The sequence below is a fragment of the Sphingobacterium yanglingense genome (genome assembly GCF_004363245.1).
In the GTDB taxonomy this organism is placed as follows: Bacteria; Bacteroidota; Bacteroidia; order Sphingobacteriales; family Sphingobacteriaceae; genus Sphingobacterium; species Sphingobacterium yanglingense.
Window position 1 is genome coordinate 23,095 of record NZ_SNYV01000019.1, and the last position, 20,805, is coordinate 43,899.

The 20,805-nt window shown below is 40.0% G+C and carries 16 protein-coding genes; 13 read left to right on the top strand and 3 right to left on the bottom strand.

Annotation, left to right across the window (positions count from 1 at the left end; all coding sequences use genetic code 11):
• Window positions 1-32: 32 nt before the first annotated feature.
• The 3 genes from CLV99_RS21240 to CLV99_RS21250 all read left to right on the top strand — a co-directional run bounded on the left by CLV99_RS21240 (window position 33) and on the right by CLV99_RS21250 (window position 5,273).
• The gene (locus CLV99_RS21240; protein WP_246032824.1) at window positions 33-1,820 is read left to right on the top strand and encodes a TrkH family potassium uptake protein; all 1,788 of its coding nucleotides are present in this window, start codon (window positions 33-35) and stop codon (window positions 1,818-1,820) included.
• 20 nt (window positions 1,821-1,840) lie between these two features.
• Complete coding sequence (locus CLV99_RS21245) at window positions 1,841-2,527, top strand: potassium channel family protein (RefSeq protein ID WP_133586532.1); 687 nt, start codon at window positions 1,841-1,843, stop codon at window positions 2,525-2,527.
• 283 nt (window positions 2,528-2,810) lie between these two features.
• A complete protein-coding gene (locus tag CLV99_RS21250) occupies window positions 2,811-5,273 on the top strand; it encodes a YfhO family protein (RefSeq protein ID WP_133586533.1) in 2,463 nt (820 codons plus the stop codon).
• A 57-nt stretch (window positions 5,274-5,330) separates the two neighbouring features.
• Here the strand turns inward: CLV99_RS21250 and CLV99_RS21255 are convergent, their stop codons facing one another.
• Entirely contained in the window at window positions 5,331-5,930 is a 600-nt protein-coding gene (locus CLV99_RS21255) for a ribonuclease HII (RefSeq protein WP_133586725.1), read from the bottom strand.
• Window positions 5,931-6,073: 143 nt separating this feature from the next.
• On the opposite strand from CLV99_RS21255, the gene CLV99_RS21260 reads away from it, so the two are divergent.
• The 4 genes from CLV99_RS21260 (at window position 6,074) to fabD (ending at window position 12,065) form a co-directional block, all read left to right on the top strand.
• Window positions 6,074-6,808 (top strand): hypothetical protein, encoded by a 735-nt coding sequence (locus tag CLV99_RS21260; RefSeq protein WP_133586534.1) that lies wholly within the window; start codon window positions 6,074-6,076, stop codon window positions 6,806-6,808.
• Window positions 6,809-6,823: 15 nt separating this feature from the next.
• Window positions 6,824-9,655: an outer membrane beta-barrel protein gene (locus tag CLV99_RS21265; protein ID WP_133586535.1), complete on the top strand. Its 2,832-nt coding sequence runs from the start codon at window positions 6,824-6,826 to the stop codon at window positions 9,653-9,655.
• Window positions 9,656-9,822: 167 nt separating this feature from the next.
• Window positions 9,823-11,055 carry a M16 family metallopeptidase gene (locus CLV99_RS21270; protein WP_211348615.1) on the top strand — a complete coding sequence of 411 codons (1,233 nt, stop codon included), beginning with the start codon at window positions 9,823-9,825 and terminating at the stop codon, window positions 11,053-11,055.
• A 122-nt stretch (window positions 11,056-11,177) separates the two neighbouring features.
• Window positions 11,178-12,065 carry an ACP S-malonyltransferase gene (gene fabD / locus CLV99_RS21275; RefSeq protein WP_133586536.1) on the top strand — a complete coding sequence of 296 codons (888 nt, stop codon included), beginning with the start codon at window positions 11,178-11,180 and terminating at the stop codon, window positions 12,063-12,065.
• Window positions 12,066-12,078: 13 nt separating this feature from the next.
• On the opposite strand, the gene CLV99_RS21280 is transcribed toward fabD, so the two are convergent.
• The gene (locus tag CLV99_RS21280) at window positions 12,079-12,807 is read right to left on the bottom strand and encodes an RDD family protein (protein ID WP_133586537.1); all 729 of its coding nucleotides are present in this window, start codon (window positions 12,805-12,807) and stop codon (window positions 12,079-12,081) included.
• A gap of 142 nt (window positions 12,808-12,949) precedes the next feature.
• Between CLV99_RS21280 and CLV99_RS21285 the strand changes: the two genes are divergently transcribed.
• Genes CLV99_RS21285 through CLV99_RS21310 form a run of 6 tightly spaced genes read left to right on the top strand, consistent with a single transcriptional unit; the run spans window position 12,950 to window position 19,081 of the window.
• Window positions 12,950-13,912 carry a stage II sporulation protein M gene (locus tag CLV99_RS21285; protein ID WP_133586538.1) on the top strand — a complete coding sequence of 321 codons (963 nt, stop codon included), beginning with the start codon at window positions 12,950-12,952 and terminating at the stop codon, window positions 13,910-13,912.
• Window positions 13,903-14,820 (top strand): ABC transporter permease, encoded by a 918-nt coding sequence (locus tag CLV99_RS21290; protein ID WP_133586539.1) that lies wholly within the window; start codon window positions 13,903-13,905, stop codon window positions 14,818-14,820. The genes CLV99_RS21285 and CLV99_RS21290 overlap by 10 nt, the downstream gene beginning before the upstream one ends.
• Entirely contained in the window at window positions 14,813-15,550 is a 738-nt protein-coding gene (locus CLV99_RS21295; RefSeq protein ID WP_133586540.1) for a hypothetical protein, read from the top strand. Before CLV99_RS21290 ends, CLV99_RS21295 begins: the two co-directional genes overlap by 8 nt.
• On the top strand, window positions 15,547-16,752 hold the full coding sequence (locus tag CLV99_RS21300) for a DUF4350 domain-containing protein (protein ID WP_133586541.1): 1,206 nt from the start codon (window positions 15,547-15,549) through the stop codon (window positions 16,750-16,752). Before CLV99_RS21295 ends, CLV99_RS21300 begins: the two co-directional genes overlap by 4 nt.
• On the top strand, window positions 16,749-17,753 hold the full coding sequence (locus tag CLV99_RS21305; protein WP_133586542.1) for an AAA family ATPase: 1,005 nt from the start codon (window positions 16,749-16,751) through the stop codon (window positions 17,751-17,753). Before CLV99_RS21300 ends, CLV99_RS21305 begins: the two co-directional genes overlap by 4 nt.
• Complete coding sequence (locus CLV99_RS21310) at window positions 17,753-19,081, top strand: DUF58 domain-containing protein (RefSeq protein WP_133586543.1); 1,329 nt, start codon at window positions 17,753-17,755, stop codon at window positions 19,079-19,081. The genes CLV99_RS21305 and CLV99_RS21310 overlap by 1 nt, the downstream gene beginning before the upstream one ends.
• A 314-nt stretch (window positions 19,082-19,395) precedes the next feature.
• Here the strand turns inward: CLV99_RS21310 and metK are convergent, their stop codons facing one another.
• A complete protein-coding gene (metK, locus tag CLV99_RS21315) occupies window positions 19,396-20,649 on the bottom strand; it encodes a methionine adenosyltransferase (protein WP_133586544.1) in 1,254 nt (417 codons plus the stop codon).
• Window positions 20,650-20,805 lie beyond the last annotated feature (156 nt).

Genomic DNA, 20,805 nt, shown 5'->3' on the forward strand with positions numbered 1-20,805 from the left:
TCAGCAAAAATATATATTACTATGTTTGTAGTATGAAGTCTATTGCAGATTTTTTAAAGTTTGTATTTCGTTACCGTTACAAGGCTGTAGACCTTATTATGTTCTATGTTAGCATGGTATGTGCAGTCACTGTATTAGTACATATCGGCTATATAACGAATGCACAGATAGCAAAACATACGAAAGTAGCCATTGTCGCTATGTTTTATGGTCTTTTTGCACTAGAGTTCATCCGAACAGCCTCTTCTATATTCGCCTTTAGACGTATTACGGCCTCACATTACTCTGGAATCATTGTTGTTGCGTATTTTTTGATTGTTGCTTTGGCCCGTATCTCCGATGTCACATGGGTAAGCTACCTCGCGAAAGACGAGTGGTTGTATCTGGGCATTGGAATTGTCTTTTTATCTGAGCTATCAAAGAGCAGTTTGTTTTTTGATAACTTCTATTTTAATCCCACGATATTATTTGTAATCAGCTTCATAGGACTGATTTTTATAGGCACCGTGTTGCTCATGCTACCTCGAACAACCCTAGAAGCTCCTCTTGGCTTTGTTGATGCTTTTTTTATGGCCACTAGTGCAGTGTGTATTACAGGGCTTTCCGTAACGGATATTTCCACCAATTTTTCATTGTTTGGACAGACTATTATCATGTTATTGATACAGGTTGGAGGATTGGGGATTATGACCTTTACAGGTTTCTTCGGTTATTTCTTCTCAGGGGGCTTCTCCTTTAAGAACCAGCTGATGTTTGGTGAGATTTTGGGCGAAAACAAGCTTAACGATGTTGTATCGACGTTATTGACGATAATATTCATTACTTTATTGTTTGAGCTCATTGGAGGTATATTTATTTATTTCACATTAGATCCTGCGCTTTTTGAAAGTTCTGCCGAGCGTGTGTTTTTTTCCGCCTTTCATGCTATTTCTTCATTCTGTAATGCAGGGTTTTCTATTCTTTCCGATGGAATCGGCAATCCTGGCTACAGATACAATTATAGTTTTCAAATTGTTTTGGTTCTGATTTTTGTTTTGGGGGGATTGGGCTTCGGTACTGTTTATAACTTTTATACTTACCTCAAAGGTAAAATCAATGCTTTGATCTGTATGGTGTTTCTAAAAAAGAAATACAAACACAAAGCACAGCCTTTTAGCTTCAATACCAAATTCATACTCCTATGTAATGCGATTGTTGTCGTTATGGCGACGGGGTCCTATTTCCTGATGGAGCAAAATAACACATTGATTCCAGATGGGAGTGTGTTTGGAGAATGGGTTACATCACTTTTTATGGCCAATGCCTCTAGGTCCGCGGGCTTTAATAGTGTTGATGTCAATTTTGTGAGCACGCCTACATTGATTATGCTGACCACTTTGATGTGGATAGGGGCTTCACCTGGTTCGACAGGCGGCGGGGTCAAAGTCACCACCGTTGCAATTGCTTTCATGAATATTTTTTCATTAGCGCGAGGAAAAGATTCTATCGAACTTTTCAAAAGAAAGATAGCTTCAGAATCAATTAATAAGGCGTTTGCTATTATTGTCCTTTCCGTATTGACGATTACATTCTCTTTTGTGCTTCTTAATTTTTCGGATCCGGATCAACCGATGAAGGCACTCCTGTTTGAATCCGTGTCCGCATACACCACTTGTGGGCTTAGCCTAGGAGTGACCCCATCATTGAGTGCGACAGGCAAGATGATTATTATTTTTACAATGTTCGTGGGGCGTGTGGGCATGTTGACGTTGCTTGTTGCTTTTATAAAAAATACGAAGAACAAAAGTTATATTTATCCAACAGAGAAGCTTCTGTTTTAGGGTACTAAATAGACATATAGATGAAATATATAGTTTTAGGCCTTGGGCATTTTGGCCGCTCATTAGGTATACACTTAACAGAGTTGGGCCATGAAGTCATTGGCGCGGATTTAAAGATACAGATTGTCGAACAGTTGAAAGACAAGATTACGCATACCGTATGTCTTGATACCACGGATCGGGAAGCGGTATCCTCCTTGCCGCTCAAGGATAGTGATGCGGTAATTATCGCCATTGGCGAAGATGAAGGTGCATCTTTACTCACAACAGCTTTGGTCAAACAGCTTGGTGTCAAACGAATTATTGGAAGGGTTGTTTCTGACTTACAAAAGACGGTAATGGAGGCGATGCAGATAGACGAATATATCATGCCTGAAGAGGAAGCTGCAGAACGTCTCGCGATGCGACTGGATAATGTCGATATTGTTGATTCCTTCAAAGTGTCTGATAGATATAGCATTATTGAAACCAAAGTCCCTTCCAAATATGTAGGTATGACGTTGAGGGATGCAGACCTGACCAATAGGTACAAGGTTATTGTCTTAACAACTGTTACGGTGACCGATGCGGTTGCTAAAGGCAAGACCGTACATCGTAAGGAAGCCTCCGGAATTGCAAAGTCAGACACCTTGTTATGTGAAAATGACTTATTGGTATTGTTTGGTGAGCTTTCAGATATTAAGAAATTGATTGAAAAAGGAAGCTGATTTAATAACCACAGGAATAGCGCTGCAAATACCTTTTATATGAGGCGCAATTATATTGCATATAAAAATGAATTTATGTAGGTTTGAGCTTTATAAAAGGCATAACCTCTTAACTTATTCATGAACACATGATGAGCTCTATGATAGAAAAATATGCTCATGGTGAATTCATAACCTTTAAAAGAAAAATTATTTGATGAAATGTCTAGGATTGCGAAACTCAAAAACCAAGGGAAACAATCTGGATATTCCATATGGCCATTAAAGAACAAATTATTTACAGATGAAAAATTGGTTTAAAGAGAATTCCTCGCACTTGATTGTTATTGCGATATTCTTTGTGTTAGTGTTTTTTTACTTCTCTCCAGTTTGGCAGGGAAAAGCATTGTCGCAACATGATGTGATGCAGGCTATGGGAAGCCAAAAGGAGCTTTTCGACTATAAGGCCAAAGACGGACATGCGCCACAGTGGACCAATTCGATGTTTGGAGGGATGCCTACTTATCAGATTTGGTATGAGCATACTACGAATATAACGACTTACGTCAGTCGCGTTATAAAAGCGGTCTTTCCTTTACCTGCTGATGTAGTTTTAATTTACCTTTTGGGAAGTTATTTTTTGCTTTGCGTCCTTCGGATAAAACCCTGGTTGGCTGCAGTAGGTGCAATAGCGATTACTTTTTCGTCTTATAACTTTATTTATATAGAAGCAGGTCATGTCAATAAGGCCTATGCCATTGCTTATTTAGCACCTATTATTGGAGCTGTCCTGCTGTGTTATCGAGGTAGTAAATTGTGGGGGCCTATTTTGTTGGCTGTATTCCTTGCTTTGGAAATCCGGACCAATCACGTGCAGATGACTTATTATTTGTTCATTGCATTGTTAGTGTTCGTTGGATTTGAGTTATATTATGCAATTCGAGACAAGAAGCTTCCAGCTTTTGCGAAAGCTACCGGCCTACAGCTAGGGGCTGTGGCTATTGCGGTAGCCGTCAATGCGACCGTTTTATTCCCTACTTATGAGTATAGCAAGTTGACCACCCGTGGTAAGGCAAATATCGTAAAGGTTGAAGAAGGGGGTAAAAGTGCAGGTTTAGATAAGGAATATGCATATGCATGGAGCCAGGGCGTGGGTGAGAATATTACTTTCTTGATACCTAATGCTTATGGAGGAAAGAGCCAAGGGGTATTAGGAGCAGATTCTCATGCTGTTAAGTTTTTTGTTGGCTTAGGGGTGCCTCAAAATCAAGCACTGCAGATGGCGCAGAGCTTACCAACTTATTGGGGCGAGAAGAGTTTTACATCTGGGCCTTGGTATTTTGGCGCAGGTATTATCTTCTTGTTTGTTTTAGGTATTTTTATTGTTAAGGATAGGTTGAAATGGTGGATCCTCTCGGCGATTGGGTTGACCATACTTTTATCATTTGGTCGACATTTTTCTTTCGTTTCCGATTTGTTCTTTGACTACTTCCCGATGTATAATAAATTTAGGGCAGTAGAATCAATCTTGATCATCCCATCTATTTTGATCCCGTTGCTCGCTATTTTAGCAGTCAATGAATTGATAAATAGAGGAAACGAGATTGCTCAGTTAGATAAGAAAGTACTTTACAGTTTTGGTATTGTTGGTGTTATTTGTGTGGCTGTTGCGTTGATGCCAAACATTCTTGCATTTAAAGCCTCTACTCATCAAGAGTTTATAAGCATGCTGACGCAGAACTTTGGTGATGCAAATCTGGCAAACCAGCTCTCAGCAGAGCTAATAAAAGATAGGGCAGATCTTGCTTCTGCAGATGCCTGGCGGTCTTTTGGAATCGTACTTGTCGTTTTTGCTTTGACTTGGTTCTTTGTTAAGAAGAAGCTTTCGGCCAATGTTTTGGTGATAGGAATAGGTCTTATTACATTATTGGATCTTTGGACGGTGGATAAGCGTTATCTGAACAATGATACATTTGTTGATGAAAGCCTTACAAAAAATCCTATCCAGGAGCGAGAAGTGGATCAGCTCATTCGTATGGATAAGGATCCACACTACCGTGTACTTGATATGACGACAAATCCGTTTTCAGATGCTAAAGCCTCCTATTTCCATAAAAATCTCGGCGGGTATCATGCGGCTAAATTGATGCGTTTTCAGGAATTATTGGAGCATCAGTTCAATGGGGCTATTAATGAGGATGTCTTGGATATGTTTAATGTTCGGTACGTTATTACCCGTGATCCGAACAATGGAGCAGAGCGCATTCAGCGTAGATCTACAGCATCAGGAAATGCCTGGTTTGTAGACAAGGTAACCTTTGTTAAAGATAATGCGCAGGAGATGCAGGCTATCAGTAGTTTCGACCCGGCGAAAGAAGCTTTTGTCCACGACGAGTTTAAAAATAAAGTCAATGCTTCCCGATTGGGACGTCCAAATAATGCTGATATCAAGCTTGTTTCGTATCATCCTGACAAAATGGAGTACGAGTATACAGCACCTAATGATGTTTTTGCTGTTTTCTCTGAAGTATATTATGATAAGGGGTGGAAAGCATACGTTGATGGCGAAGAAGTTCCTATTATTAGAGCTGATTATATATTGAGAGGCTTACAGCTGCCAGGTGGAAATCATAAAGTAGAGTTCGTTTTTGACTCGCCGACAATGAAGACTTCAAATATAGTATCGTTAATAGGTTCTATCATTTTAGTCGCTGGCTTGGCTGGGGTCGTAGTAATTTCGACTAGAAGAAAGAAAACGTCCAAATAAGTATATTGGATACTACGATAAAGAAACGGGCTACCTAATTTTAGGTAGCCCGTTTCTTTATAATTCTAATTTTAGCTGCGGGTCTGTGACGCGGAATGTACGTCTATGGTGTATGCTTGGCCCGTGCTCTAGTACAGCCTTTCGATGTACAATGGTCGGATAGCCTTTGTTTGAACGCCATTCATATTGAGGAAATTCGTCCGCAATTCTATCCATAAATTCGTCTCTATATGTTTTGGCGAGAATGGATGCGGCCGCAATTGAGAGGTATTTGCCGTCGCCTTTTACTATACAAGTATGAGGTACTGTTTGGTAGGGTATAAATTTATTACCGTCAATAATCAAATATTCCGCTGTAAGGCTTAGCGCATCCAGTGCGAGGTGCATAGCTTTATAAGATGCATTGTGGATATTTATCTTGTCGATTTCTTGAGGTGTCACGCTACAGACAGCGAAAGCTAAAGCTTCTCGTTCTATTATAGGGCGGAGCTCATTTCTTTTCTTTTCAGACAGTTTCTTCGAGTCATTTAGAATAGGATTATAATAGTCCTTTGGAAAGATAACTGCAGCTGCAAAAACGGGGCCGGCCAGACATCCGCGACCTGCCTCGTCGCATCCAGCTTCTACGAATTCATTTTGAAATTGGGATAAAAGCATACTTTGATTTTCAGTGTAACTTATCTGTGATATCGTCATGTTAACACTTATTTACACTACTTCTTCATTTTTTTGTAAAGATATTGACGATTTAAAGAAACTTTTGCATCTCTTTGTCTTGTAAAAGTAAACATAAATTGCTGATGAATAAATTTAATATCCTATTTCTGATCTGCTGTTGTCCATTTGTGCTATTCGCACAGAAGAAAAAAAAACAGGATTATACTTTCCAGAAGATAGAGAAAGTTGCTTTGGATGGGAATCTGGCGGAGTGGTCCGATAAATTATATAACCCTGATAGCGATTTTTGGTCTTTTGGCGTCAGCAAGAATGAGGATAAACTGTTTGTTGCAGTTCGTATTAAAGATGATATGTTACAGCGGGAGGCGCTACGCAATGGTGTTTTTGTAAATATCAGCTATAATGAAAAGAAGAAGGAAGGAGCTAAGCTGGTATATCCGTTTGTAGATAGAGAACGATTGCGGGCTTTAAGCCAGGATGAGGACCTTGATGCAAGCAATATAAAGGATGAGCTGTTGAAAAGTGTTCGAGGATATCTAATATCAGGTTTTAGTAAGGTCGTCGATGGGCTTTTGTCCTTTGACAATACCTACGGTATACAGGCGGTAGCACGTTTTGATGAGAATAATATTTTGGTCTACGAATCTGTTGTTCCCTTCGAGTTAATAGATTTTAAAAGTGATAGAATTGCGGTGCAGGTAGGAATAAATACGCAGTTTTTTCAAATGAAGAAGATGGGGGATTCGCGCAATAGACCAAGCAATGTACAGATTTATGGTGCAAGTCCTACAGGGACAGTACTAAAAAATCCGTATAAAGAAGAGACAGAGGTTTGGCTTCTGGATAGTATAAAATAGAGAGAAAATAAATATATGGATTTTTTTAAGACATGGAGTGTGGCGCTGGCGCTATTCGTTAGTTTTTCTGTTCAGGCACAATCCAACAAGGTAGTGCAGGGATTTCTTAGGGATTCCCTTTCCAGACCCATTGCAGGGGCATCAGTGCAGTATATTGCAGGGACAGATACACTAAAGACCAGCTCTTCAGTTGGAGGAATTTATACTTTTAATAACTTGAAGGATCAATCTTTCAAGATCAAAGTTTCTAGTTTGGGCTTTGAGCCGTTTGAGAAAAACTATACGTTTGCTCCTGTTGAGGAGAATAGGATGCTAGTGCCTAACATTATCCTGTTAGGGATTCCCAATATGTTGGAAGAGGTCGTTATCAATGGTGTTGTTACGGTCCAGGTCAAAGGGGATACGGTAGAATATTCTACTAAGGATTTAAAATTGCGTGAGGGATCTGTTGCAGAAGATGCCCTAAAGAAATTGCAGGGAGTAGAGGTGGATAAAGATGGAAATGTGACCGCTCAGGGCGAGCAGGTGACTCGTGTGCGTATCAATGGGAAGGACTTTTTTGGAGGCGATGTGAAAACAGCAACGCAGAATCTTCCTGCCAATATCATTGAGAAAATGCAGATTGTGGATGATTTTGGAGATATGGCAAATATTACCGGTAATAAATCAGGCGAATCGACCAAGGTTTTGAACATACAGATTGATCCCAAATACAATGAAGGATATGTAACTACGCTACGCGTAGGAGGTGGTACAGAAGAACGGTACCAAACTACGGGAATGTTTATGGGCTTTAAAGATAAATCTCAGGTGTCCGTATTGGGTAATCTGAATAATATGAATGCCAATCTCTTTGATTTTAATGCAATGGGAGGTGGGGCTAGAGGACGGCAAGGAGGCGGGGGCGGACGGGGTCCTGGAGGTATGTTCGGTGGCTCAGAGGGGATTACTAATACAGGGTCCATCGGCGTTAATATTCGCCACGATTTTTCCGATAAACTGAAAGCTTATGGTAGCTATTCGTACGGGAGAGACGATAACAATACCTTGTCAAATTCATTCACAGAGTTTTTGGGAGATCAAAAGGGTTTAACCCGTGAGTTGGAGGATGACAAGAACAGTATTCGTGCTGATCATCGTTTCGAAGGAAACCTGGAGTGGAATATCTCGGATAAAGATTATATTAAAATAACTCCACAACTTGGATTTAGTGACAATACAACGAGGTCAGTTAATACTGCTACCTACTTAAAGAACCTATTGAAAGATAATATACAGGTGACTGATTTGAACTCAGGTTCTAATGCGCCTCGATATAACTTTTCGGGGTTATATAACCGAAAGCTGAATAATAAAGGCCGAAATTTGTTTTTTAACCTGAATTACGATAATGCGGTCACTGAGAATGAGTTTAATGAAATCTTGAACCAGAAAATTTACGATCCAGCTAATCAGAACGAATCGATAAAGGATGTTTATGTACAAACACTGCGTGACGCCCAGAACAAAAGTTGGAATGCAGGAGCTTCAGTTTCCTATACGGAGCCTCTGTCAGAAAAGAGCAAGTTAGAAGTCACCTATGACTTTAACAATAATGATTACGACAATAAGGATAAGCAAAATGCTTATGACATCAATAATCAGTTGATAGCGGATCCAGAACTATCCGGGGTGAAGAATTATGTATATAATTACGATTATGCATTTACTACACATCGGGTGGGCGCTAGCTTTATGTATGACAATGAAAAGATTAAGTACTCCATAGGGGCTGCTGTGCAACCGTCATTATTAAAGGGAAATGCGAGTAGTGCAGATGCCTCTGCCGCAATCGACCGGTCTAACTTCAATATTATGCCTATTGCACGGTTTGAATACAAGTTCTCAAAACAGTCTAATATTACCATTAATTATAGCGGGAAATCAGTGGAGCCGACACTTTCTCAGATTCTCCCATTTGAGGTGAGCACGAACAGAACAAATGTTACTTTGGGTAATTCGGATCTTGATCCAGAATTTAACCATTCCTTAAGGATGCGCTTCAGAAGCGGTGATTTTCAGAAAGGGAAAACATTTTTCGCTATGCTTCGTGGAGAATATACACAAGATAAAATAGTAACGATGAGCAGACGCTATGCTAAAGAAGGAGATGGTATTTTCCAAGAGACGGGTTATCAGAATGAATCTGATCCGGTATATTCTTTAAGCACATTTTATCACTGGGGAAGATCGTTGAAAGAAAAGACCTATAATATTATGTATGGGGGGGGCGTGAATTATAACCACGGTATTTCCTATTTAAATCAGAATGAAACCGGAGGCACGTTTGATAAAGTTGTTACAAACAATACTGTTATTAGTCAGATGTTGTTTTTCCGCTACAATCCTTCTGAAAATTTGGAGATTAATCCAGGTGTAAGGTATTCTTATAATATGACAAGTACTTCACTTGCAAAATTGGAATCACCCAATACGTCAAAGGTTGCCCCATCTATTATTGGATCTGTAAATATTACTCCGACCACTATTTTCGGAGCAGACGTATCTAAAGAGTTTAACCGTGGCTATGCGAGTAATGTAAATCCATTTATTATCAATACTTATGTCGAGCAGAAATTGCTGAAAGGTCAACGTGGGACCATTCGTTTACAGGCGTTCGACTTATTAAATGAGCAGGTGAATATCAATCGGACTGTTGCCCAGGAACTGACAGACAGTCGTACTAACCGCTTGGCCCGTTACTTTATGTTGACATTCACGTTCAAACTGCAAAAATTCTCTGGTGTAAATCCAATGGAAGATAATAGCAATCGCTTCCATGGAGGTATGCGTCCTCCAAGGATGTAGTCTATTGCTCATTTCACCTTAAAAGGCATTCTGATTCATATTTGAATAAGAATGCCTTTTTTCTTAAGACCAGTTGAGTACGATGGTTGTAGGGGCATGGGGATCTATGCCGTTGGTTTGTGTTTTATTACGTAACTTTGCATTCATTATTAAAAAAATCCATCTGCATGAAGGAATACAATCTTATCCAATTGGATAATGGTATACGTGTATTATTGCATTTTCAAAAGTCAGTTATCACCCATAGCTGTATTCTCGTAAATACCGGATCTAGAAATGAACAGCAGGGTAAGTTTGGGATGGCTCATTTCATTGAACACCTTGTCTTTAAGCGTACAGAAAAGCGATCCACCAATCAGATCTTGAATCGTTTGGAGCACGTCGGGGGTGATTTGAATGCCTATACCACAAAAGAATATACCTGTTTGCATGCTTCATTCCTAAATCCCTATTTGGAACGGGCATTGGATCTTTTTGAAGATGTTTTATTTCACTCTACCTTTCCTGATACGGAGATAGAGAAAGAACGGGGTGTCGTGCTAGATGAAATCGCTTCCTATCTAGATAGTCCTGAAGAATCGATAATGGATGATTTCGAAGATCTTTTATTTCAGGGTTCTGGGTTGGGGCATAATATATTGGGGTTAGAAGACGATCTAAAATCTATCACGAAGTCAGATATTCTTCGTTTTATGCAGGATACTTACAATACCTCGGAAATTGTGATCGCTATTTCGGGGGATTATTCATTGACCCAAGTGAAACGATTGGCAGAACGTATTTTTGGGAAAATAAAACCAAACCTCTTAGACACCCCCACACAAGTTGTACCCGTTGTAAACAACATCAATCAAGTTGTTGAAAAACCAATCAATCAAGCGCATTATATGTTGGGAGGACAGACTTTTGGTGTATATGATGAACGGAAGACTGCGTTGCTCTTACTTAACAATATGCTTGGAGGTTATGGGATGAGTTCGATCCTCAATTTAGGGATCCGCGAGAAATATGGAATAGCTTACACCATCGAATCTAATTTTACGATGTATAAGGATACAGGAAGTATCAGTATTTATTTGGGAACAGACGAAGAAAAGCTAAATAAGGCTGTGTCATTGGTTTTTAAGGAATTGAATAAACTTAAAAATACACCTGTTTCTGAATATCAGTTGACTAGAGCGAAGCAGAAATTCAAAGGGCAGATTGCATTGGCTGAAGAAAACCGGATGAGTATGGTTATTGCCGAAGCAAAAAATATTATAGATTATGGGCGGGTTATTGCTTTGGACGATGTGCTGAATAGCATCGATAAGGTCAGTGTAGAAGATCTTTTCGAACTGTCGAATATCTTCTTTGATGATAAACGGTTAGTCTCTTTAAAATTTATGCCTGAAAAGTAATTATCTTTAAAACACAGATCATTCAAATCTGAGATATCACTGTAGTAGCGATTACGCGAACAGGAATGGATGAAATCCGGATCCGTCAGCTGGCGGTTATAAAAAAAACAAATTATTTAAATATGAAAACAGCTTACATTTTTCCTGGTCAGGGAGCCCAATTTGTTGGAATGGGACAAGATCTTTATAACCTGAATGCAGAAACAAAAGCACTATTTGAACAAGCGAATGATATTTTAGGGTTTCGTATCACTGATATTATGTTTGCGGGCACAGACGAAGACCTCAAGCAGACAAAAGTGACACAGCCGGCCATATTTTTGCATTCTGTTATTCTTGCAAAGGCATTGGGAGAAAGTTTTAATCCTTCTATGGTGGCCGGGCACTCCTTAGGCGAGTTTTCCGCTTTGGTTGCCGCTGGAGCTCTTTCATTTGAAGACGGATTGAAGCTTGTTGCACAACGTGCAAATGCAATGCAAAAAGCATGCGAAGTGGAGCCTTCTACGATGGCTGCTATTCTTGGATTGGATGACGAGACCGTTGAGCGTATTTGTGCGCAGGTGGAGGATGTTGTGGTTCCAGCAAACTACAATTGCCCGGGTCAGTTAGTTATTTCGGGTTCTATCGCAGGAATAGACAAAGCCTGTGCATTATTGACTGAGGCGGGTGCCAAACGTGCTTTGAAACTGAATGTTGGAGGTGCTTTTCACTCACCACTGATGGAGCCAGCAAAGGTTGAGTTGCAGGCAGCAATTGAAGCCACCGTTATTACGGCCCCAACTTGTCCGATCTATCAGAATGTGGATGCTAAGCCTTATACAGACCCTGCCAAGATTAAAGAAAATCTTATCGCTCAGTTAACAGGAGCGGTAAGGTGGACGCAGACTGTTCAGCATATGCTTGCTGACGGAGCAGAATCATTTATTGAAGTCGGTCCTGGGAATGTCTTGCAAGGATTGGTCAAAAAGGTCGATAGACAAGCACAGACCTCTTCAGCTACAATAGTATAACGTGATTGCACTGTTATTGTTCTTTGAACATGTAATAGTGGTCCTTTATGACTTGACTTAAAAAGTCCTCTGGGTGTACGTTTGCTTTTACACCCAGTAGGACTTCTACTTTGGCTGCTAGAGCCTGGATGATCCTATAGTTTTTTCTACGGTATCCCGTGTGGTATATTTCTTTGATTTCATTGAGATTCTGATCAGTAAGTCTGATAACCTCCGGATATACAATAGTGTGCGTTGCCGTAATTTCCTCAAATAGTGTTTCTTTTAGACCGATATCTTCTTTGATATTGATAACCGCCGTTTCTGCGGCAATATCCCCTATGCGTTGGCTTTTCTGGGACAATATGATACTCGTGAGCCCTAGTCCTCCCATGCTCATGAATATGTCTATTGCATTACATACCCAACGTATAAAATACTGATAGAAATTAGCTCGGGTGCCGTCTATCTTGACAACTTTTATTTTCATAATTCGCTTTCCAATGGTCTGTCCCTCCATCAAGGTCTCAAAAAGGAGGGGGTACAGAAAGATAGGTAAAGTAGCTAGCGAAGTAACTCCCCAACTGAGCCAAGGGTCAGAAGAATTGAAAAGGCCTATTTTGGAAAGAAGTGTAAATGTAAAGATGGCATACAATATCATAATACCATAATCCAAACCAAAAGCAATACAGCGCGAACCAACCGATGCGAGCTTGTATTCGAAGTTTACATTTTGAGGGGTATTGATCAGTAACTTGTTCATCTTGATGTGAAGTTACGGACTTCGGCTATAAAAAAAGATAGATTATGTGTTTTAAATATAATTTTGATAGATTAATTTTTATTAGTTCTCGAGAATCCCGAGCTTTTTATCTAAGTTTATAGCAAGCTGTAATCTTAAGTTTATGCGAGAGGCATCCTTTATAGAACGTAATAAAGAAAAATGGTTGTCAATAGAAGATAACTTGACAAATAAGGGAGATGTCAATCCAGACACTTTGGCTTCTAATTACATTGAGTTGACGAATGATTTGGCCTATGCACAGACGTTTTATCCTAAGAGTAAGACCAAGCAGTATCTCAATGAGCTTTCTATCCGTGCGCATCAGCTGATTTATAAAGACCAAAAATCATCAAATAATAAAATCGCCCATTTTTTTCAGGTGGAGGTATTTGAGGCTATCTGGTCTATTCGACGGCCCTTGACGTATTCCCTCTTAATTTTCGTTTTTGCTAGTTTGATTGGGTTTGTTTCGGCCCAACATGACGAAGGATTTGTACGACTTATTCTTGGGGATAGTTACGTCAATATGACGATAGAAAATATCAAGGCCGGCAATCCTGCTGGAGTGTACCAAGATGGAAGCAATTGGGGCGGAGCAGTCGCTATAACTATCAATAATGTGAAAGTTGCCTTTTACGCCTTTATTTTTGGCGTTTTTTTTAGTCTTGGTACGGGATATATCCTGTTTAGCAATGGTATTATGGTGGGTACCTTTCATTATCTGTTTTATAAGTATGACGTATTGCAGGAAGCGATGTCTGCTATATGGATACATGGTACGATTGAGCTTTCCGTCATTGTCATTGCGGGCGGCTGCGGTCTCGCCATGGGCAATAGTATTCTCTTCCCAAAATCCTATAGTCGGTTGGAGTCCTTTAAAGCAGCAACCAAACAGGCCGCAAAAGTATTGATTAGTACTGTTCCCTTTTTTATCATAGCAGGTACCTTGGAGGGGTTTGTCACACGTTACTATCAGGTATCTGTATGGTTGTGTGTATGTATTATTGTGCTGTCTACAGTAGCTATTATTTATTGTTATATCATCAAACCTCGTCAGTTAGCAAGAAAGTATAAATGGAGTTAAGCGAATTCGAGTTTAAGCGAGAGCGTAAAGTAGGAGAGTTTGTGCAAGACTTTATCAACCTGCTGAAAATTATTTGGGGACATCTGTCTCGCGAACTGTTAAGACTCTTGGTTGGTCCATTATGTATCATGTTGCTTGTGGGGTATTATATTTCAACACAGCTTAATTTAAATGCGGATTACAGCTCCGGAGAAATTGTTGATATGCTCGTCGTTTTTGGTGTAGCGGCTATTTTTATGTTGATTATTGGTGTGCTCGCGTTTGGATTTACTATAGAGTACTTTATCTTGTTAAGAGATAGGAGAGACCTCTTGTTTTCTTATAAAGACATCTGGAAATCGTTTAGAAGTCACGGGAGTAAGTACTTTCGTTTTTTGTTGGGCAGTATTATTGTCAGCATTATCTTATTTATACCGCTTAGTTTTATAATATTTATTTCAGCATTGATTCCTCTTGTCGGAAGTCTTGCTGTAGGGGTCGTCTTTGCGATATTAGGGCTCTGGTTCTTTACCGCGTTTATGTTGTATAGAGAGAATTATTATGACCTGTTTGATACGTATACCTCGGCTTTTTCGATGCTTAAGAACAAGATTGGCGAATACGGTTTAGCTTCTTATGTCGTCACCTTTCTGTTTCGTTCGTTAATGACACTGATGAGTATAGTCCCACTGATTATAATTGGCTTACTAGCTTATAATTATGTTGGATTCAGTAATGATTTTTTTGAAACATATGTTGGAAAAATGCTCGTTACCTTTGGTAGTACGATGTTGTCTGTCTTCTTTATCATCTATTACATGTTATCGGTAATCAGTTATGGTATTATCTATGAAACTGCCAAAGAGCTCCGTTTTGGAGAAGATGTTTTTGAAAAAATTCATAAGATAGGAAGGAGGGGCGATGTTTAGTGCTTTACAGGTGGTAGCCGTAGATACTTTAGCTGTTGCGGGTAGCGAACCAACATACACGTACTGGAAGCCCGGCTATTATGATTCTATTCCTAAAAGTAAGATGATAATAGCTGATACCTTACCTTCTTATGATGCTATGTTGTCCCGGTATCAGAGCAAAGAATTTGAGTATATAGAGAGCATTTCAGACAAGTTGAGCTTTTTTGATAAGCTACTCGACCGTATTGGGACTTTCTTTTCAAGTCTATTTCCTGCTCCGAACACTAATTTTAATGAAAATATATTTAATATCTTGGCTGTCGTCGGGGGGATTATTTTTGTGTTTTTAGCATATAAGTTTTTTATCTCGCGTAAGCGTGTATATATACATCATGAGCAGGAAGAGGAAGAGCTGCAGCAGATAGACTTTGTTGAAAAGAATTTGCTACGGGTGGATGTCGGTGCTTATTTGTCCGAAGCGTTGCAGCAGAAAAACTATGCTTTGGCCATTCGTTATCTGCATTTGATGAATATACAGCTTTTAGGCAGAAAAGGCATTGTCCAATGGAATCAGTCAAAGACCAATAGTGAGCTGATGGAAGAGGTGGATAATGTGGCCTTGAAGAATGAATTTTTAGCATGTGCGGCGCTGTTTGATTATGTGTGGTTTGGTGGGTTTGGGATTACGGCAACGTCTTTCGCGAAGTATGAAGAACAGTTTGTCCAATTTCAAAGGAGGTGGTCTTGAAAAAAAGCATATGGATAGGGCTGTTATTGGTATTGACTGTTGCAATAGGTATTGCGCTGATTGATGCTGGAGCAAAGCGCCCCATAAATTGGTCAAAAACCTATAATTTCAAGGATAAAATACCCTATGGTCTTTTTGTTTTCCGGAATGAGGTGCCTCGGATCTTAGGATCCGATCGTGTATACGAAGATTTTGGCGAGACGCTATATGAATTGGTGGACCGTCTAGATAGTATTCGGGATTATGATGCGGTATTGGTTGATGTGTATCAATATGCGGGGTATGATGATTTGGATGCAAAGAAAATATTGGATTATGCCGATTCTGGGGGAGAGATTTTTGTCGCTTCGACTTACATCGGAGACGAGTTGTTGGATACGTTAGGTATTAAAGCAGAGGCCTTGCAGTATAAGTTGTTCGTGCCTACCGACAAGAATGTGAGCTATTCGTTAGGGCAGGATACAAGTAGGCTTTATTTGGATAGAGTTTCCGATTTCAATGTTTTTTCTAAGCTTAATGCCAAGACCTGTACGATTTTGGGACAATTACATTCAAGAGGAAGAGCTATCCCCAATTTCATACGTGTCTCTCATGGTAAGGGAGCTATTTATTTACATTTGGTTCCCGAGGTATTTACCAACTATCACCTACTGCAGGAAGGAGGGTACGAGTACGTCTCTCGGGCTCTGGGAGTAATTAAGAATAAGAAGGTGTTGTTTTCCGACTATTACTTTAACTCCGGACAGTCTGCTACACCTTTGCGGGTTATTTTAACCAGTCCTGGTTTTAGCCAGGCGTGGTACTTGTTGTTGTTTGGTCTATTTGTACTGTTATTGTTTAAAAGCAAGCGTGAACAGCGTGCAGTAAAAATCGTACGACCGGAAGCAAATCTTTCCAAGGAATTTGCGAAGACCATCGGTACGCTGTACTATGAGAATGGAGATCCGGGAAATATTGTCCATAAGAAAATCGATTATTTCCTCTACGCTATACGGCATAACTATCACTTGGAAACGTTGGATCTTTTAGACGATAAATTCCTACGGCAGCTCTCCCTAAAGTCGACGGTGAGTTTAGAAGAAACGAGGACCCTTTTCTCTTTTCTCCACGGGTGCCGCGCACGGAATAGTTTTTCCATAGAGGATGTGAAAGATATTAATCGAAAAATAGAAGAATTTAAAAGTAAAGCTAATTTGATATGAGCGAACAAGATAATGTAACAGGTCGTTATTTGCCCGATTTTGAAAACAGGATTGATTTGACGGTTTTACAAGAAAAGCTGGAAGCGGTAAGACAAGAGATAAAAAAAGTAATTGTAGGGCAGGACCGTGTAATCAATATGCTGTTGATATCGATTCTTGCAGGAGGGCATTCACTGATAGAGGGACTGCCTGGGGTAGCGAAGACATTGACCGCCAAGCTTATCGCAAAGACTATAAGTAGTGATTTTAAGCGGATTCAGTTTACTCCAGACTTAATGCCTTCTGACGTGACAGGCTCATCTATCTTAGATTTGAAGACCAACGAATTCGAGTTTAGAAAGGGACCAATATTTGGGAATATTATTTTAATCGATGAGATTAATAGGGCACCAGCAAAGACACAGGCTTCGCTATTTGAATGTATGAGTGAGAAGCAAGTCACCGTTGATGGCCATACCTACAAGATGACTAGTCCATTTATAGTATTTGCTACACAGAATCCGATTGAACACGAAGGAACCTACCGGTTACCTGAGGCGCAGTTAGATCGTTTTTTGTTTAAGGTGGATGTCCATTATCCCGAGTTTGAGCAAGAACTGAATATTTTGAAAGAGCATCATCTGCAGCGTACCGGCAATAAAGAAGAGCTTGTCCAAACGGTAATGTCCAAAGAAGAACTTGTTCAATTTCAGCAATTGACAAAACTAGTTTTTGTACATGAAGATGTGTTGCAATATATCGCGCAGATTGTTGTGCAGACACGTAGCAATCCAAATTTAAGTCTCGGAGCATCACCACGGGCATCCATTGCGCTATTGGAAGCGTCCAAGGCTTTTGCCGCTCTCCAGGGGAGAGATTTTGTGACACCTGAGGATGTGAAGTATGTGGCGCCCTCTATTTTAGGGCACCGTGTACAGCTTACTCCGGAAAAAGAAATGGAAGGCTTCTCCGCCGATTATATTATTCGGCAGTTGGTAGAATCTGTAGAAATCCCTCGATAATGAACTGGATAAGGCAGCTATATGTCAAGAATCTCTTTTTCTATCTGCTCTTAGGCTTGGCGGGAGGCTTTGCCCTGTCGTTTTACGTGGAACCTCTACGTATCTTATGTACAGTTGTACTGTGGGGATTGCTCTTGGTATGTGTTTGGGACTTGCTTTTTCTGTTTTTCCCCAAGAAGCCTATTGTTATTCAGCGTAAGTACCCTGAGAAAATGTCAAACGGGGATATTAATTCCTTCTCGTTGCTGGTTTCGAGTAGTTATGCTATCGGGGTAAAAGCACGGATACTGGAAGAGATGCCTCTACAGTTGCAGATGCGGAAGAATGAGTTTTTCTTGCGGTTGTCTCCAGATAAGGGCCATGAAATCGAGTTTGAGTTGTCTCCCAAAAGCCGCGGAGTATATTCTTTTGGGAGATGTAATGTCTTAATCAGCCATCTTGGACTTTTTGAAAGGAAGTTTACGCTGGAGGGGAATCTCGATATCCCTTGCTACCCTTCTTTTATACAGATGCGTAAATATCAGCTCTTGGCAACGACGGATAGGCTTGTTGAGTTAGGTATAAAACGCATTCGTCGGATAGGTACTACAATGGAGTTTGATCATATACGTGAGTATGTCAAAGGGGATGAGTATCGGCATATGAACTGGAAGGCCTCAGCCAAGCATAATAAGCTGATGATAAATCAATATCAAGAAGAGAAATCCCAACCGATTTATTCTTTTATTGATTTGGGACGTGTTATGCGGATGCCTTTTCAAGAGATGACTTTGTTGGATTATGCTATAAATGCGACCTTGGTGCTTTCGAATGCAGCGATACTTAAACAGGATCGGGCAGGTATGTTGACATTCTCCAAGGAGGTGGATAATCATATTGCAGCCGAAAGGAACAATAAGCAGATGAGGTTGATCTCCGACAAGCTATATGGCATTACAACAAAGTTCGAAGAGTCTGAGTTTGGTGGGTTGTATGCCTTTGCCAGAAAACATATTAATAAACGGTCTCTGATTTTTATCTATACGAACTTCGAGACCTTGGAAGCAATGAATAGACAGCTTCCTTATTTACGGATGTTGAATAAGAGCCATATTGTAGTCGCGGTTGTCTTCAAAAATACGGAGCTGTTCGATTTGGCTCGAGAGCCGGCTGTTAAAACGATTGATATCTACAATAAAATTATAGCAGAAAAATTTGTGTATGAGAAAAATCTGATTATCCAAGAACTCACACGCAATGGGCTACAGACTATTTATACCGCCCCGGAGGATTTGAGCATAAATTCCATTAATAAGTATTTGGAAATTAAGGCCAGAGGCTTGATATAGGTCTTCCATTCCTAATCATCTCGATATGTTTTAAGTCTACTAGAGAAGTCTTGGGTTCATTCTTCTACCAAGTAGGGAACATCTTTTCCCCAAAAAGGTATTTGATTGGGAAAAAACGGGGATATAATTCGAGTTTTATTCGGATTTATCCGAATGAAGTCCCTATTAAGTCCGAATGAAGTACGGATAATCTCCCTGTTAAATCAGAATCTATAGATAATCGAATACCTATCAGGTACTGTATTTACTGCTTAAAAAAAGCTCAAAGAATGTTAGTTCTTTGAGCTTTTTAAAACGTATGATCTGGTTAAGAATTATATTCCAAAAGCAGCTTTTACTTTATCAATGTAGTCGAGTTTTTCCCAAGTGAATAATTCGATTTCCATTGTTTTGGTTTCACCGTTTGAATTTTCGAAAGTTTTAGTAACTGTTTTCGGTGTTCTTCCCATATGTCCGTATGCAGCAGTTTCCGCATACATAGGGTTTCGTAAGCCTAGTCTTGTTTCGATACCATACGGAGTCATGTCAAATAGCTCCGTTATTTTGGTTGCAATTTCGGAATCCGATAAGTTTACTTTACTAGTACCGTAGGTGTTTACATAGATCCCCATAGGGTCTTTTACACCAATGGCATAGGAGATTTGAACTAGTATCTCATCTGCAACACCCGCTGCGACTAGATTCTTGGCGATGTGTCTCGTTGCGTAAGCTGCAGAACGATCCACTTTTGATGGGTCTTTTCCAGAGAAAGCCCCACCTCCGTGAGCACCTTTTCCACCATAAGTATCGACAATAATTTTACGTCCGGTCAATCCTGTATCTCCATGAGGACCACCGATTACAAACTTACCAGTAGGGTTGACATGGAATTTTATATCATCGTTGAACAATGCTTGCAATTCGGGTTTCAACTGGGCTTTGACACGAGGAATCAAAATATTTTTGATGTCTTCGGTGATTTTTGCCAGCATAGTATTCTCTTCGTCAAAATCATCGTGCTGTGTAGAGATTACGATAGTGTCTATGCGTAGGGGTTTATGGTCGTCGCTATATTCTAGTGTAACCTGAGATTTGGCGTCAGGACGTAAATAAGTAATCTCTTTGTTTTCGCGACGTAATGCTGCTAATTCATAGAGTAAGCGATGGGATAAGTCTAATGCTAAAGGCATATAGTTGTCGGTCTCATTGTTGGCATAGCCAAACATGATTCCTTGATCGCCAGCTCCTTGATCTTGTCTCGTTTTGCGGTCTACTCCCTGGTTAATGTCTGCGGACTGTTCATGTATTGCCGATAATACACCACAGGAATTAGCTTCAAACATGTAGGCCGATTTGGTGTAGCCAATTTTTTCGATAACCGATCGGGTTATTTTTTGTACATCTAAGTATATTTTAGACTTGACTTCACCTGCTAGTACAACTTGTCCAGTTGTTACCAATGTTTCGATAGCTACGCGGGCATCTTCGTCCCAAGCTAAGAAGTTATCAATTAATGCGTCAGATATTTGATCAGCAATTTTGTCGGGATGGCCTTCCGATACCGATTCGGATGTAAATAGATATGCCATATTACAATAGTTGTTTTTGTATAATATTACTTCTGCGGACCGCGTTGTATCTTAGGGGAAGGGCAATACAGGTAGTAGTGAAAAATCGAATGAATGAACGGTTTTAGCACTTTTTTTCTGTGGTTGCAATCTCCCTTTTTACCTCTGTATGTGTAA